General features: G+C 42.3%; 13 protein-coding genes. 4 read left to right on the top strand and 9 right to left on the bottom strand.

All coding sequences use genetic code 11. The features are described from left to right. Window positions 1–9: 9 nt before the first annotated feature. The 3 genes from AB8P51_RS10675 to AB8P51_RS10685 all read right to left on the bottom strand — a co-directional run bounded on the left by AB8P51_RS10675 (window position 10) and on the right by AB8P51_RS10685 (window position 2911). Window positions 10–660, bottom strand: coding sequence for a DUF1684 domain-containing protein (locus AB8P51_RS10675; protein WP_369748822.1), 651 nt, complete (start codon window positions 658–660; stop codon window positions 10–12). A gap of 219 nt (window positions 661–879) precedes the next feature. Continuing rightward, window positions 880–2322, bottom strand: a complete 1443-nt coding sequence (locus AB8P51_RS10680; protein WP_369748823.1) for an alpha/beta hydrolase — start codon at window positions 2320–2322, stop codon at window positions 880–882. Window positions 2323–2458: 136 nt separating this feature from the next. After that, complete coding sequence (locus tag AB8P51_RS10685) at window positions 2459–2911, bottom strand: Lrp/AsnC family transcriptional regulator (protein ID WP_369748824.1); 453 nt, start codon at window positions 2909–2911, stop codon at window positions 2459–2461. Window positions 2912–3027: 116 nt separating this feature from the next. Between AB8P51_RS10685 and AB8P51_RS10690 the strand changes: the two genes are divergently transcribed. Continuing rightward, a complete protein-coding gene (locus tag AB8P51_RS10690) occupies window positions 3028–3468 on the top strand; it encodes a hypothetical protein (RefSeq protein WP_369748825.1) in 441 nt (146 codons plus the stop codon). 48 nt (window positions 3469–3516) lie between these two features. Here AB8P51_RS10690 and AB8P51_RS10695 read toward each other — a convergent pair whose 3' ends face one another. Continuing rightward, complete coding sequence (locus AB8P51_RS10695) at window positions 3517–6981, bottom strand: methylmalonyl-CoA mutase family protein (RefSeq protein WP_369748826.1); 3465 nt, start codon at window positions 6979–6981, stop codon at window positions 3517–3519. A 142-nt stretch (window positions 6982–7123) separates the two neighbouring features. Between AB8P51_RS10695 and purU the strand changes: the two genes are divergently transcribed. Beyond that, window positions 7124–7975, top strand: a complete 852-nt coding sequence (purU, locus tag AB8P51_RS10700) for a formyltetrahydrofolate deformylase (protein ID WP_369748827.1) — start codon at window positions 7124–7126, stop codon at window positions 7973–7975. Window positions 7976–8127: 152 nt separating this feature from the next. Further along, window positions 8128–9099 carry a carbohydrate kinase family protein gene (locus AB8P51_RS10705; RefSeq protein WP_369748828.1) on the top strand — a complete coding sequence of 324 codons (972 nt, stop codon included), beginning with the start codon at window positions 8128–8130 and terminating at the stop codon, window positions 9097–9099. Between the two features lie 295 nt (window positions 9100–9394). On the opposite strand, the gene AB8P51_RS10710 is transcribed toward AB8P51_RS10705, so the two are convergent. Beyond that, window positions 9395–9904 (bottom strand): hypothetical protein, encoded by a 510-nt coding sequence (locus tag AB8P51_RS10710; RefSeq protein WP_369748829.1) that lies wholly within the window; start codon window positions 9902–9904, stop codon window positions 9395–9397. 197 nt (window positions 9905–10101) lie between these two features. Between AB8P51_RS10710 and AB8P51_RS10715 the strand changes: the two genes are divergently transcribed. Further along, window positions 10102–10296 carry a hypothetical protein gene (locus tag AB8P51_RS10715; protein WP_369748830.1) on the top strand — a complete coding sequence of 65 codons (195 nt, stop codon included), beginning with the start codon at window positions 10102–10104 and terminating at the stop codon, window positions 10294–10296. Here AB8P51_RS10715 and pyrF read toward each other — a convergent pair. From pyrF to AB8P51_RS10735, 4 genes are all read right to left on the bottom strand, one after another. Continuing rightward, window positions 10293–11123, bottom strand: a complete 831-nt coding sequence (gene pyrF, locus AB8P51_RS10720) for an orotidine-5'-phosphate decarboxylase (protein WP_369748831.1) — start codon at window positions 11121–11123, stop codon at window positions 10293–10295. The genes AB8P51_RS10715 and pyrF overlap by 4 nt on opposite strands. 7 nt (window positions 11124–11130) lie before the next feature. Next, a complete protein-coding gene (gene prfA / locus AB8P51_RS10725; RefSeq protein WP_369748832.1) occupies window positions 11131–12207 on the bottom strand; it encodes a peptide chain release factor 1 in 1077 nt (358 codons plus the stop codon). Between the two features lie 149 nt (window positions 12208–12356). Further along, on the bottom strand, window positions 12357–12782 hold the full coding sequence (locus tag AB8P51_RS10730) for a Rieske (2Fe-2S) protein (protein ID WP_369748833.1): 426 nt from the start codon (window positions 12780–12782) through the stop codon (window positions 12357–12359). 116 nt (window positions 12783–12898) lie between these two features. Continuing rightward, window positions 12899–15451 carry an adenosylcobalamin-dependent ribonucleoside-diphosphate reductase gene (locus AB8P51_RS10735; protein WP_369748834.1) on the bottom strand — a complete coding sequence of 851 codons (2553 nt, stop codon included), beginning with the start codon at window positions 15449–15451 and terminating at the stop codon, window positions 12899–12901. Between the last annotated feature and the right edge of the window lie 109 nt (window positions 15452–15560).

Raw genomic sequence — 15560 nt, forward strand, 5'->3', positions numbered from 1 at the left:
ACTTTTTGTCTATTTAAACGCCTTTACGCCGGCCAAAATCCGGGTGCTGATATGATTCTGACTGGGCACAAGCGGACAGGAGTATTTTTTGTTGTAAGCACAATAGGGATTGTAGGCCTTGTTGAAATCAATGACCAGTGTATCTTCTTCCGGGATCGTAAGATCAATATACCTGCCTCCCTCATAGGTGAGTTCTCCGTTGGTTTCGTCAGTAAAGGGAAGAAAGAGGTAGTCTTCAAATCCTTCCTCCGATTTCAATTCTTCATTCTGATAGACCTCCAGTTGATACTCTTTGCCTTTTAAGGTAAAAGTCACAACACCATAGACCACTTCTTCAGACAACCGATCTGTATTGGTAGGCATCATAAAGGGAATCGCATCAGGAGTCCTGACGAATTTGGCCAGAACACTGTAAAGCGTATCGGGCTCAAAAAATTCAAGTCCCTGAAAGTCCTTTCTGTATCGGTCTGGTAGAGGAGATACATCAGGATCTGAAAATTCCTCATTGAGCGAATTCTGGAATTCTATGATCGAGGCTAGTTTTTGATCCGAGGGAATTTCCTTTGAGGCTGCCTGGTCGTGATATTTTTTTCCATCACCACAACTTACTGATAACAGAAGTGCACCAAAAGATAAACAGACTAAGAAGAAATTCTTCATTCTAGGTGGTTTTATGTCAAAAGTACAACTTAGGGCATTTTTTCGCCAGATTTAATCCTATTTACTCAAAGATTAATCTGTAACCAACGAGGCCCAAGAAATGATTGCCCTATAAATCTGTTGTAACTATTCTGAATGAAACTCCTTACAGGAATGAAATAACAAGACCGCTGGTACTATGATTAGTCATAGAATGGAACCCGGAACAGATTCCCTACCTTATTCTTCAATAATATCGTAACGGGCGTCTTTAAAATATTTTTCGATGATCTCATTAAACTCCGGAGTTATGCGCAGGAGAGCTGTGTTTTCCAGGCTGTAAAGTTCAGTCTTATCAGTGTACCCGTTTTTGAGCAATTCTTCCAGATAAAATAGGGCCGTACCAAAATCCTCATATTTAGCACTGTCTGATATAATATTGAGATAATTCTTATACTCTTTGGGTGATGTAATCGTCTTTACCATCCACAAGTAGCTCAATGCTTCTTCATTAACGGGATTCTGAGCTTTTTCCAGCGCAATGTTATCCTCCACCAGAGCATTGATAAATCCTACGAGCCGATTCCCCATTTCTTTTTCAAAAGGGTCGGCACTTTTCATAAATTTTTTTATCTCTCCCATCTGGTAATTCCACCATCCCAGATTGTTGTAATTAAGGGTCAGGACATCATCATTGAGGTTGTATTCATATTCACTTCGAATGAAATATTCTTTCTGCATATATCGCCTTTGCTTTCTCAGCTGAAGGTCATATCCCTTTTCTCTTGAGATAACTTTTCGTCTTTTTTTCAATTCCTCCAGATCAATTAATCCTTTAAACTTGGTGACCATTTCTTCTGCCATATATGCGGCAGCCAGGTAATCATTCTCCAGGACGAAATTGTTCAGGGTTGCGAAATTACGGTTGTAAATACTTGTAATATATTCATCGTCTTTTGGCACATTGCCTTTATTCATGGATTTCAAGGTGAGAATTTCGACTGCCCGTTGAAGGTAGGAGGCATCTGGCCATTCCTGCCCTCCCTCAAAAACCAGGAGGTTATCAATAAACTTTTGCTGACCCAGAGCCCGTCTGACATTACCTGTCAGATTAAAATCTGCAATAAGGTCGTTAAAGTGATAGTCGGATCTCCCCACAACACCTATATACTGAAATGGATTTTTAGGATCAATCAACTCCTTGAAAGGCACATCTGAACCAAAGGAAATTACTCCTTCAATAGGTCTGATTACAGAGGGAAGTATAGATGCGAATTGGGCGCCTACACCAAAACCTGTGGTATACGTCCTTTCTTTGTGGATAGGAAACAACTTAAAGACAGTATTGAACATTCTGCTTGTAATCAGCGTATTCTGGACAATAGACAGACTATCGTTAATGCTATTGGAAGCTGCAAGAATATATCCTTCTCTTTCTGCAATCTCCCGGAACATATGTACAATTTGCTTCCCCCTGCCCTGCATATCCATAGCAAAAAGAACTGGCCATTTGCCGGTAGGTTCATAGGAAGTAGGAAGATAGACCGCGAAAGTTTCGGGAATGGAATCGTTGATTCGGATAGAATCCCTGACAATTCCTTTTCTGATAGTAATTTCCTGTCCTTGTATGGCGGAAATCCAAGTTCCCACCATCACCAGAAAGACTAAAATCTTAAATTTCATAGCAATCTATTCCTCAAAAATCCGGCCAAAATTATATGCTGAGGCCACGAATCTTCACATCACATGTCAAATTTCAGGAAAATGACGAAATTAAGAGATGAAGAACTACTTTAGTTTCTAAATTACGGAATAATTCTTATCCTTTTCGCTTTTTAATCGGACCATCTGCAACAACATCAGACAGGATAATGTGCGTACGTGTTTCCCCATATAAAATAAGCCTGTCGATAAATTGTTCAAGGTGAAACTGATCCCGCAGGATCACTTCCATTATAATATTTTCATTTCCGGTGATTCTATAACAATTAACTACCTCATCAAGGGTTGTTACCATTTCAAGGAAAGGTTTTAACTTCCCCATAAATGCCTTTAAAGTGATAATAGCTTTTAACTGGTAACCGGCCATTGCATGTGAAACCCTGGCATAATATCCTTCGATAATTCCCAGGTCCTCCATTTTTTTAACACGCTCCGCCACTGCAGGGGGGGTAAGTCCTACCTTCCTTCCAATGCTGGCAAAGGATTCACGGGAATTTGCCTGTAATTGTTGCAATATTCCCCAGTTGAGATGATCTATCTGTGATTTCAATTTTTTTAACGTTGAAAATTTAGTTTTATAAAGCAAATATACTATATCTCTTTATAAAGCAAAGCAATTTTAGGTAAATAGCATGTAATTTTAAGTTTCTAAAGCCTTGAAAAAGAATGATGTCCCAAAATCATCTAGGATCGCTCCCGATCTATAAAAAAGCAATTGAATTAAGCACCCTTAGCAGGGAGCTGGGATCTTTTGTGAGTTATAATAAAAACATGTTGAGTTTATATCAATCTGATAGTCTGAGAGATCACATTGCAGATTCATTGATCACGGATGCAACTTTAATACCTCAACAGATCGCTAGGGCAGAAACTTCCAACTCGGTTGAGGACAGAATGAAAAGCGCAACTTTTATCGGAATCATGCTCCGAAATATCAATTCGTATTGCAATGGCCTCGAGCAGGACGGTGTTAGGGAGAAGGAATACCTGAATCTGTTAAGAAGGGAGATCCGGATTTTCCGAAGGTCATTTAAGATCTGGCGAAAGTCGATCGCCAAGTATGGCCACAAAAAAGAAACCTGGCACTTCAGGGAATATCTGGGGTAACGCCTTCTCGTACTTCTTGCTTTATCAAATTCCTTTTAAAAAGAACTATTACATATTTCGGCGGTATTGCCCGCCAACTTCAAAAAGGGCGTGGGTAATCTGTCCCAGGGAACAGTATTTGGATACTTCAATGAGTTTTTCAAAGATGTTTTCGTTGTGAACAGCCACATCCTGTAATTCCTTTAAACCTTGCTCAGCCCTCGACTTATTTCTTTCTTTTAAGCCTTCAAGAGACTTTAACTGTCTTTGTTTCTCTTCATCTGTAGCCCTTATGACCTCTTTGGGAAGAATGGTCGGCGATCCTTTTGAACTCAGGAAGGTATTCACTCCAATAATTGGGTACTGCCCGTTGTGTTTTAAGGTTTCGTAATGTAAACTCTCTTCCTGAATCTTAGATCGCTGATACATGGTCTCCATGGCCCCCAGCACTCCACCCCTTTCTGTTATCCTGTCAAACTCGAGCAATACAGCCTCTTCAACCAGATCGGTAAGTTCTTCTATGATAAATGATCCCTGAATGGGATTTTCATTTTTGGCAAGACCCAGTTCCTTATTGATGATCAGTTGTATGGCCATCGCTCTTCGCACCGATTCCTCGGTAGGTGTTGTTATCGCTTCATCATATGCATTGGTGTGCAGGGAATTGCAATTGTCATATATGGCATACAAGGCCTGCAGGGTGGTGCGGATATCATTAAAATCTATCTCCTGTGCATGCAGGCTTCGCCCTGAAGTTTGGATATGATATTTGAGCATCTGAGCCCTTGAATCGGCCCCGTATTTCTCTTTCATAGCTTTTGCCCATATCCGCCTGGCAACCCTGCCGATGACGGCGTATTCCGGATCGACACCATTGGAGAAAAAGAAAGACAGATTAGGGCCAAATTTATTGATGTCCATCCCTCTGCTCAGGTAGTATTCCACGTAGGTAAACCCATTAGATAAAGTAAAAGCCAACTGTGAAATAGGGTTGGCTCCTGCCTCCGCGATATGATATCCGGAAATAGATACCGAATAAAAATTGCGGACCTTTTTCTGAATAAAATATTCCTGTACGTCGCCCATAAGTCGCAGGGCAAATTCGGTTGAAAAAATACAGGTATTTTGTGCCTGGTCTTCTTTCAGGATGTCTGCCTGAACGGTTCCCCGTACCTCCTTCAGAGTACGGATTTTGATATCTTCGTACACCTCTGCAGGCAATACCTGGTCTCCGGTTACCCCAAGGAGTAGAAGGCCCAAACCATCATTCCCTTCAGGGAGATCACCGGCATAGGCCGGTCGCCCATTTTTGTCGTTCTTAAAGATGGAATTAATTTTCTTTTCCACTTCTTTTACCAGGCCATTCTTCCTGATATATTTTTCACAATTCTGATCGATAGCGGCATTGAGGAAAAATGCCAGTAGCATGGGCGCCGGGCCATTGATCGTCATACTTACCGATGTCATTGGGTTGGAAAGATCAAAGCCTGAATAGAGTTTTTTGGCATCATCCAGGCAGCAGATTGAGACCCCGGCATTGCCGATTTTCCCATAAATATCAGGGCGCTCTCCCGGATCATTACCATAAAGAGTGACAGAATCAAAGGCCGTTGAAAGTCGTTTCGCCTTCATATCGAGGCTCACATAATGAAACCTTCGATTGGTACGTTCCGGTCCGCCTTCCCCGGCAAACATTCGGGTTGGGTCTTCTTCGGTCCGTTTAAACGGATAGAGCCCTGCTGTATAGGGAAATTTTCCCGGTACGTTTTCCTGAAGGCTCCAGCGCAGTAAGTCGCCCCAGGCTTCATATCTGGGCAGAACTACTTTAGGAATCTTCAAGTGGGAAAGTGACTCTGAATAGGTATCTATCTCAAGTTCTTTATCCCTCACTTTAAATTTATAAACCGGTTGTTTGTATCGTTCCACCTTGGATTTCCATTCCATCAGGGAAACCCAGTGATGCGGGTCGAGATTTAATTTTTGGAAGTTGAATTCAGAAATGAGCATCTCTAACAAGGTGAGTTTATCCTCTCTTACATCTCGCTTCAAGCCCTCTTCATCAAGGCCAGATTCTAATAGGTAGGGCCAGGTATCTCCATGAGCCGCTAAGGTATCTTCAGAAAGCAGGGTTAGAACAGACTTGTACAACCCATAAAGTGACTGGGCAGTTTTACTCTGTGACAGGGCCGCTCGATCATAAGCACGATTACTTTCTGAAATCTCAGATAAATAGCGTGTTCTGGCAGGTGGGATGATGTAGCGCTTTTCCGGCTCATCTCCTGATACTTCGAAGGTAGAATTTAATGAGGCACCGGCCTTTTCCTGTAAAGCCTGCATCACGGCTTTATAAAGTGAATTTATCCCGGGGTCGTTAAACTGAGAAGCGATAGTTCCATAAACCGGGAGCGAATCGGGATCAGCATCCCACAGATTGTGGTTCCTGACGTATTGTTTTTTTACATCCCTGAGTGCATCCAGGGCACCCCGCTTATCGAATTTATTGATCGCCACCAGGTCTGCAAAATCGAGCATATCTATTTTTTCCAGCTGTGTGGCCGCCCCAAATTCTGGTGTCATCACATAGAGCGAAAGATCGCTGTGTTCTACGATTTCGGTGTCGGACTGACCAATGCCGGAAGTTTCGAGAATAAGCAGATCGAACTGAGCGTGCTGAAGTATATCAAGGGCATCCCCCACGTATTTGGACAAGGCTAAATTAGACTGACGGGTGGCCAGGGATCTCATATAGACCCTTTCGCTATTAATGGAGTTCATCCTTATCCGGTCTCCTAATAATGCTCCTCCTGTTTTCCTCTTAGAGGGATCCACCGAAATAATCCCAATGTGCTTTTCAGGGAAATCAAATAAAAACCTTCGTATCAGCTCATCCACAAGGCTCGATTTTCCGGACCCTCCTGTACCTGTAATCCCCAGAACAGGAACTTTCCTCCTCACTTTCCCAAGGGTGGTATAATGCTTTTCATATTCGTCCTGCCTGTTTTCGGCAAGGCTGATCAATCGTGCGAGCGTGGTGATATCTTTATTTTTCAGGGAAGCAGCTAAATCCCTTCCCTCAGGCAACTCAAGTGGCAGGGTTGGGAAATCTGACAGTTCAACCAGGTCGTTAATCATCCCCTGCAGGCCCATTTTACGGCCATCATCGGGAGAATAGATCCTGGTAATGCCGTAATCCATCAGCTCTTTTATCTCTTCAGGAAGTATGACGCCTCCTCCCCCTCCAAAGATTTTGATATGTCCTACTCCTCGTTCCTGAAGGAGATCGAACATATACCTGAAATATTCGTTATGACCTCCCTGGTAAGAAGTCATGGCAATTGCATTGGCATCTTCCTGTATGGCGCAATCCACCACCTCAGAAACAGATCGGTCATGCCCCAGATGGATTACCTCCACCCCGGTCGCCTGAATGATCCGCCTCATAATATTAATAGCGGCATCATGCCCGTCAAAAAGTGAGGCAGCGGTCACAATTCTGACCTTATTCTTAGGGATATAGGTTTTAATTTGCTCCATTTGTAATTATCAGTCCAATTAACGCATGCAATTTACGATAAATGCAAAAATTATTAGGTTCTATTTAGAATTTTATAATACTATGCCTTGCTTTTGAACGCCCATATGATTGTAGTATTTTTAATCGCTAAAACGGGAAGACTTGAAAGCAACCTTTCTTATCCATTGTCCGGACCAGCCGGGAATTATTAGTACTGTCACGAGCTTTATTCAAAAAACTGGCGGCAATATCGTTTACCTCGACCAGCATGTTGACAAGGAGGCTGAAGTATTTTTTATGCGATTAGAAGGGGAATTCCTAACAAATCATGAAGCTGTTTCTAATATAGAAGACGATTTCGAGAAGGAAATAGCGGTACCCTACGCAATGGAATGGAGTGTACATTATGGGGATGAAAAACCCAGAATGGCCCTTTTCGTCAGTAAATACAATCACTGTCTATACGATTTGCTGATTCGATATTCTTCAGGGGAATTAGACGTAGAAATCCCTTTTATTATCAGCAACCACGATGACCTCAGATATATCGCTGATCAGTTTAAGATCCCGTTCCACCATATTCCGGTAACTAAAGAGCTCAAATCCAAGGCAGAAGAGGAACAGATAAATTTGTTAAAACAGCACAGTGTCGACTTTATCGTCCTTGCCAGATATATGCAGATTGTAACCTCGAGATTAATTGAGGAATACCCCAATAAAATAATCAATATCCATCATTCTTTCCTCCCTGCTTTCGCCGGTGCCAAACCATATCACGCAGCCTTTAACCGAGGCGTGAAGATTATTGGGGCTACCAGCCATTACGTAACGGAAGAGCTGGATGCCGGACCGATTATAGAACAGGATACCACCCGTGTCTCCCATGTCCACAAGGTTCGGGATTTTATTGAGAAAGGAAGGGATTTGGAAAAGCTAGTTCTCTCCAGGGCAGTTCATCTGCACGTGAACAGAAAAACCATGGTCTACAATAACAAAACGGTCATATTTACCTAAGTCACTGAACGCAAACAGTATATCTCACAAAGAAAAATTTAGTTCTTTCCTAAGTTTATTTTTCATAAATTACTCTTGTATTGCTCGTAAAGAAATAGGTTTATATCCTGCCTGAATTCAGGATTTTTAATCTCAAAAGCTCCAGGAATCGAATGACTAAAATTGCCGTAATCGGACCCATACCCAGAGACACCATTGTAACACACCACAATGAAACGATCAGGAAATACGGTTGTGTGTCCCATCCGGTTATAGCCCTGGCCAAACTGTTTGGGGAGGAGGGTACCGTATACCCTGTTTCCCATGTACACGAGAAGGACTACAAGAATATCATCGACCTTTTTAAAGCCTATCCCAATATTGATACAAGTCATATCTCGAGCAAACACGACAGGGGAACCGTTATAGAGCTGAAGTTTATCGACCAGAATAATCGGCTTGAGCGACAGACTGCCTGTATGAAACCTATCGTACCAAAGGATATCAAATCAATGGACGAGATGGATGCCTATGTCTTTGTACCGATCACCGATTTTGAAATATCCCTGAGAACATTAAAATACATCAAGAAAAACAGAAAAGGTTTGGTTGTATTTGATGCTCACGGCCCCACAACTTCTATGGGTATGACAGGGGACCGATACCGGAAATTCTGGGTCGATATGGATCAATGGTTGAAGTATATCGATATTCTCAAAATGAACCTTGAAGAATCTCAGGCATGCTGGATGAAACACGAATATTCATCAGAGGAAATGACCAGTTATAATGAAGAAAGGACAGATCATCTGGATGAAATGGCCGCCCATGTTCTGAAGAAAGGGGTAAAGTACTTCTATGTAACCCTGGATGCTAAAGGCTGTGTTTATTACTTTAAAAAAGGCAAGGACATTCAGAAGCAATTCGTCAAATCTATCTATATGGAAAATGTGGTAGATACTACGGGCTGTGGTGATTCCTTTGCAGGAGGGCTGGCGTATGGTTTTGCTGTTTACGGAGATCCTGAGCAGGCTGCTAAATTTGCCAATGCTCTGGGAGCCCTCAGGACACAGGGTAAAACCTTCGAAGTCTTTAAATCCAAAGCAGAAACTGAAGCGCTTATCTCTGACCACTATGGAGCATAACTATTTGTAGTTGCCATTCGCAAATGCTGCCTCTGACTGTCGACATGCACTTTATTCTACTCACGTGTATTTTGAGTACTGAAATACCGCTGCAATAATCTTAAAAAAGTACCGTTTAATAAATAAGAATGTGGTAAGGTAACCTTCTGGTAATCTTTATTTAACCACAATAAGAAAGAAATAAAATATTTTTATACCCGTACTATTTGAGTTAGTATTTTTGAGTTAGTTAGTTTAAAAAACCGGTGTAGTGGCCGGTTTTTTTATTGACAATTTTGAAGAAAAATCCCCCTCCTCATTCTAATTTACTGTACAGGCCATCAAAAAGGACATTGACCGCAACCCCATCGCGCAATACTTCCCAAACCTGGCGTACCTTCCCATCCTCCAGCAGGGTCCATGTGATACGCTGTACCGTAATACTTTCATCTTCATTGACGACCTCATCAGACATAAGGATCATTTGATTATCGATGCGTTTTCCGGTTAATTTTAAAATAGTCCCTGCCGTATCAAGCCAGAGTTGTTCCCATAAGCCGGTAGCCGTATTATAGAAGTTATAACTCGTGCCTGTAAAGTTTCCATTCGCGCCTTTCCAGTTCTCTCTCAACACACAGTCGCCCTGTATCTTCTCAATCAGATTTTCGCCCGCAATGTTGCCATTGGGTAAGGTAACTTCCCATTTTCCAAGCCAAAAATCGAATGCAGCGTGATCTTCGGTGCAACAGGCGCAGGGATTATTCTGTGCCTCAAGGGAGGAAACAGATAGCAAAACAACTGCAAGAATTTGTATGGTTTTTTTCATTTATAAAAAGATTGAAGGCAGAAGGTACAAAAAGGAGCTCATATTTTTAATTTCTAACTTTTCAGCCCCCGTTTTGTGAAGAATTCGCTACCACAATGTTAATTTTTAGATAAATAACATCAATTTTAGCTGAATACCACCAGACCCAAAAACTTTTGTGCGACTTGCAACGTATCTTTGTTTAAAAGAAATTGACTATGGATAATCAGTATTGCAAGGTGGGATCAACCACCCATATAACCAGTGGTTCTCAAGCTTCTACAAGATTGGTAAGCTACTATCAGACATTTGTCAATATGGCGGCAGACACCCGTTATTCAGGGACCCAGTTGGGGGACTTTTTTGAAAGAAAGGCCAGAATTCTGAAAAAGACAATGGAAGAACTGGCTTAGGCCCGGGATTGTATTTTTTTAATCTCGCTGGCCATTGCCTGCTGCAGTAAAGTTGCTTGTGCAGATGCAGCTTGTGCAAAGTCCTTATCCCGCGAAGCGTATATAATTCCTCTTGAAGAATTGATCAACAAACCGATATCATCGGTAATCCCGTGTTTACAAACTTCCTCCAAGCTTCCTCCCTGTGCACCTACGCCGGGAACCAGTAAAAAGTTTTTTGGCACTATTCTTCGTATTTCCTTTAAAAACTCCGCTTTGGTTGCTCCGACAACAAACATGAGTTGATCCGGATTTTTATATGTCAGGGCTGTCTCCAGTACCTGCATGTACAATTCTTTCCCATCGAATTGCATTGTTTGAAAATCAAAAGCGCCGGGGTTAGAGGTCAGGGCAAGTAATATGGTAAACTTATCCTTAAAGTTCAGGAAAGGTTCCACAGAATCCCTACCCATATAAGGCGCCACTGTTACAGAATCAAATTTAAGGTCTTCAAAAAAAGCCTTTGCATACATTGTAGCTGTATTTCCGATATCGCCCCTCTTGGCATCGGCTATGGTAAAAATTTCAGGATAATGGGCGTTGATGTAATTAATCGTCTTTGACAGGGATTCCCAGCCTTTAATTCCGTTAGCTTCGTAAAAGGCCGTATTAGGCTTGTAGGCCACACATAAATGGTGGGTTGCATCAACTATAGCCTTGTTAAAAGCAAATACAGGGTCTGGTTCCTCCAGGAGATGGGGAGGTATCCTTTCTGGGTCTGTATCGAGTCCGATACACAGGAATGAATTTTTCTTCCTTATCTGGAAAACTAGCTCGTCTGTACTCATTGTTTTTTTAGAAGATTTCTGAGGCCTCTTTTAACTTCTCGGTATTCTCCACCAGCATGAGTTCATCTATAATCTTCTGAATATCCCCGTTAATGATGTTTTGCAGATCGTAAAGGGTAAGTCCGATTCGGTGATCAGTAACTCTCCCCTGAGGATAATTATAGGTCCTGATCTTCGCAGAGCGATCCCCGCTACTTACCTGGGAATTCCTTTTTGCAGCATCTTCTTCCTGGCGTTTTTGTAATTCCATATCGTACAATCGGGATCTCAGTACTTTAAAGGCCTTATCTTTGTTTTTATGCTGTGATTTTTCATCCTGGCACTGGGCGACAATTCCGGTAGGAATATGTGTAAGCCTTACGGCCGAATAGGTAGTATTTACAGATTGTCCCCCAGGTCCTGAAGAACAGAAAAAATCTATGCGCACATCTTTGGGATCTACCTGCACATCAAAGTCTTCGGCTTCGGGTAAGACCATTACGGTTGCAGCACTTGTATGTACCCTACCCTGTGTTTCGGTCTGTGGCACGCGCTGTACCCTGTGAACCCCTGCTTCAAATTTTAAGGTTCCATATACGTCCTCTCCGGTGACCTCAAAATGTATTTCTTTATAGCCGCCACTCGTTCCTTCACTAAGGTCGATGATATTGGTTCTCCATCCCTTCGACTCGCAATACTTGGCGTACATTCTGTAGAGATCTCCTGCAAAAATGCTGGCTTCATCACCTCCGGTACCCGCCCGGATTTCCATGACAACGTCCTTGGCATCTTCCGGGTCTTTTGGAATAAGCATAAACTTGATCTCTTCCTCCAACTCAGGTAAAGCTTCCTTGGCCTCCTCTAACTGCATTTTTGCCATTTCCACCATTTCCGGGTCTGCTCCCGCAGAAAGGATCTCTTCGGCTTCTTGCAGGTTGTTCTTGAGTTCGAGGTAGGTTTTTCTTTTTTCTACCAATAGTTTTAGGTCCTTGTATTCCTTGGTGAGTTGTACATAGCGTTTTTGATCTGAAATGACATCCGGCTGGATGATCAGGTCAGATACCTCATCAAATCGCTGTTTTATAATGTTTAATTTATCTATCATGGTCTATCTCCCTTGCGAAGCGAATTTACAACATTTAAGGCCAATGCGGTAGAATAAATTATAGGTCGAACGGGCCTGGCCTCTTTCACCCTACAGTAGCCTGACAAGGAGAAGCCGGGTGTAAAAACAAGCTGCCTGAAGGATTTAGGCTATTCGAAGACCCTCAGGATATCACCGTTTAGTTCGGTATTAAAAATCTTAAGGGGATTGTTGGTGATGGCGTTTAATGGTGTTCCTGTTTGTGAAAATCTCGCACCGTGGGTAGAACAGGAAAAAATTCCCCCCTCATCTTCGATAAAACGAACCTGATCTGTTTGCTGGTGACTGCAGATCTGACTTGCTGCAATAAAGTTGCCCTCCAGGTTTTTTACAACCACCACATTATTCTTTAAGATAAAGTCGCCATTGTTCTGAAGCATAGCTCCTTCACTGGAGGTAAGGTCTATCGTAAAATCTACACCAGTAGGAATAGGGAGTCCGGGACCATCTTCTTTGGAGCATCCCTGAACACAGGGAAAAGTTAAGGCAAAGGCTGCACCAGCTCCAAGGGTTTTTAAAAACGCTTTTCTTTCCATAATAGCTTTTTTTTCTACTAAAATAACGCCCCTTTTTGGGGAAAAGTATAGGAAAGCACCATCTTATCATACTATTAGCATCCCCGGATACTTTGGAAACAGTCAATTAAATCGTCCTATCCGCATTTGGATGAACCGCAATCCTTGCAAGTAAGACACCCTTCCTGATACATCAGGTTAGATGAATTGCAATTACCGCAACGTTGGCCCTTAGTAGCCGTACCGTCGGGGATAAATCGTTTAAGAGCTCTTACCACCCCGTTTTTCCAGGTATTGATAGAAACACTGTCTAATTGCAGACTTTCAATAAGATGGACGACATTTTCAATGGGCATTCCATGACGCAAGGTTCCGGAAATCAACTTTGCATAATTCCAGAATTCAGGATCAAATTTGTGGGACAGCCCCTCTATTGTTGTTTTATACCCTCTCCTATTCTGGTATTGAAAATCGTATCGCGCATTATCGTCCTCATCCCTGTTTTTAATGATCAGCCCATTATTAACCCATCGAGGTAAAAGAATGCCGTCTTCATCGTCTGAAAGGCCGGTAAAAATCTCGTAAGGTTGATCATCAATTAAACCAATAAAAGCGATCCATTTTTCCTTGTTGTTCTGAAAGCGCACAACGTCCGCTTCAAGTACCCTGGGACGTTTTACAGGGAAATCAGTCAGCGAAGTTTTCCCTTTTTCTTTCTTCTCTTCATTTGAAATAAGTACACCCGACCTGGAACCATCTCTATACACGGTAATACCTTTACAACCAGACTTCCAGGCTTCCATATACAAGGTATTGACCAATTCCTCAGTAGCATCATTGGGCAGATTGATGGTAACACTGATAGAATGATCTACCCATTTCTGAATCCTGCCTTGCAGATGCACCTTGTTAACCCAATTGACATCGTTTGAAGTAGCTTTGTAGTAAGGTGATTTCTTCATCATTTCTGCCAGCTCCTGTTCGCTGTACTTCTCACTACTATTGTAGCCGTTCGCCAGCATCCACTGTTTAAACCGATGATGAAAGACGGTGTACTCCTCCCATGAGTCCCCTAATTCATCTACAAAATCCACCCTAACGCCTTTATCTCCGGGATTAACCTTACGTCGCCTTTTGTAAATGGGCATAAAAACTGGTTCTATTCCCGAGGTTGTCTGAGTCATCAGACTGGTTGATCCGGTTGGGGCAATTGTCAGTAAAGCAATATTCCTCCTCCCGTGCTCGAGCATATCAAAATAGAGCTTTTCATCCGCGTTTTTTATTCGCTGAATAAAAGGATTTTCCTTCTCCCTTTCGGAATCCCATATAGGAAAAGCTCCACGTTCTTTGGCTGTCTGAACCGATCCACGATAAGCTTCAAGGGCAATTGTCTTGTGCACTTTTTCAGAAAACGAATTAGCCTTTTCACTTCCATATCGCATTCCAAGTGCAGCCAGCATATCGCCTTCTGCCGTAATACCAATACCGGTTCGTCTTCCTTCGATCGCTTTTTTTCTGATTTTGATCCACAGATCACGCTCCACCGTTTTGATGGAATCCAATTCGGGATCGCTTTCTATCTTCTCTAGAATTTTATCGATCTTCTCCAGTTCCAGATCAATGATATCATCCATGATTCGCTGTGCGGCTGTGACATGACCTTTGAAGAGGTCAAAATTAAAAGTAGCCTTATCAGTGAAGGGATGCTGTACATATGAAAACAGATTAATAGCTAATAAACGACAGGAATCATAAGGGCAAAGAGGAATTTCACCACATGGGTTGGTAGAGATCGTTGTAAATCCCAGATCAGCATAACAATCAGGAATTGATTCGCGAAGAATCGTATCCCAAAATAAAATTCCAGGTTCGGCTGATCGCCAGGCATTGTGTACTATTTTTTTCCAAAGATTACTGGCCTTGATTTCCTTTTGCACCTTAGCTTCCTTGTCAAAAATGGGATATCTCTGAATGTATTCCCCGTCTTGATCTACAGCCTTCATGAATTCGTCGTCAATCCTCACCGAAACGTTCGCTCCGGTAACTTTCCCCATTTCCATCTTGGCATCTATAAATTCTTCGGCATCTGGATGGTTAATTGAAACTGAAAGCATTAGTGCACCCCTTCTTCCATCCTGAGCCACCTCTCGTGTAGAATTTGAATAACGCTCCATAAAAGGCACTAATCCGGTGGAGGTCAGGGCTGAGTTCTTTACAGGAGATCCTTTTGGCCTGATATGGGAAAGGTCGTGACCCACTCCCCCACGTCGCTTCATAAGTTGTACCTGTTCTTCATCAATCTTAAAGATGCCACCATAGGAATCGGACTGTCCTTCGTTCCCGATAACGAAACAATTAGAAAGCGATGCGATTTGAAAGTGGTTACCAATCCCTGCCATCGGGCTCCCCTGTGGTACTATGTATCTGAAGTCTTTTATAAGGTCAAATACCTCTTCCTCACTTAGGGGGTTGGGGTATTTTGCTTCAATCCGGGCAATTTCACGCGCAATTCTTGCGTGCATATCGTTCGGGTTCTTCTCATAGATATTCCCTTGAGAATCCTTAAGGGCATATTTGTTGATCCAGACCGTTGCGGCCAATTCATCCCCGTTAAAATAGTCGAGTGATGATTCTAAAGCTTCTTTTTGGGTATAAGTTTGGGTGCGGCTTGGCGCTAGTTTAAGGCTCATAAAATTTAAAATCTTTAGGAAGGTGGGTAAATATTACGAGTATAAAATTAGGTATAAAGAAGTAAAACAAAAGATTTCCATTGAGAAATCCACCATCCACTGTTTTCAC

The sequence above is a fragment of the Muriicola sp. SD30 genome, assembly GCF_041205185.1.
GTDB lineage: Bacteria > Bacteroidota > Bacteroidia > Flavobacteriales > Flavobacteriaceae > Muriicola.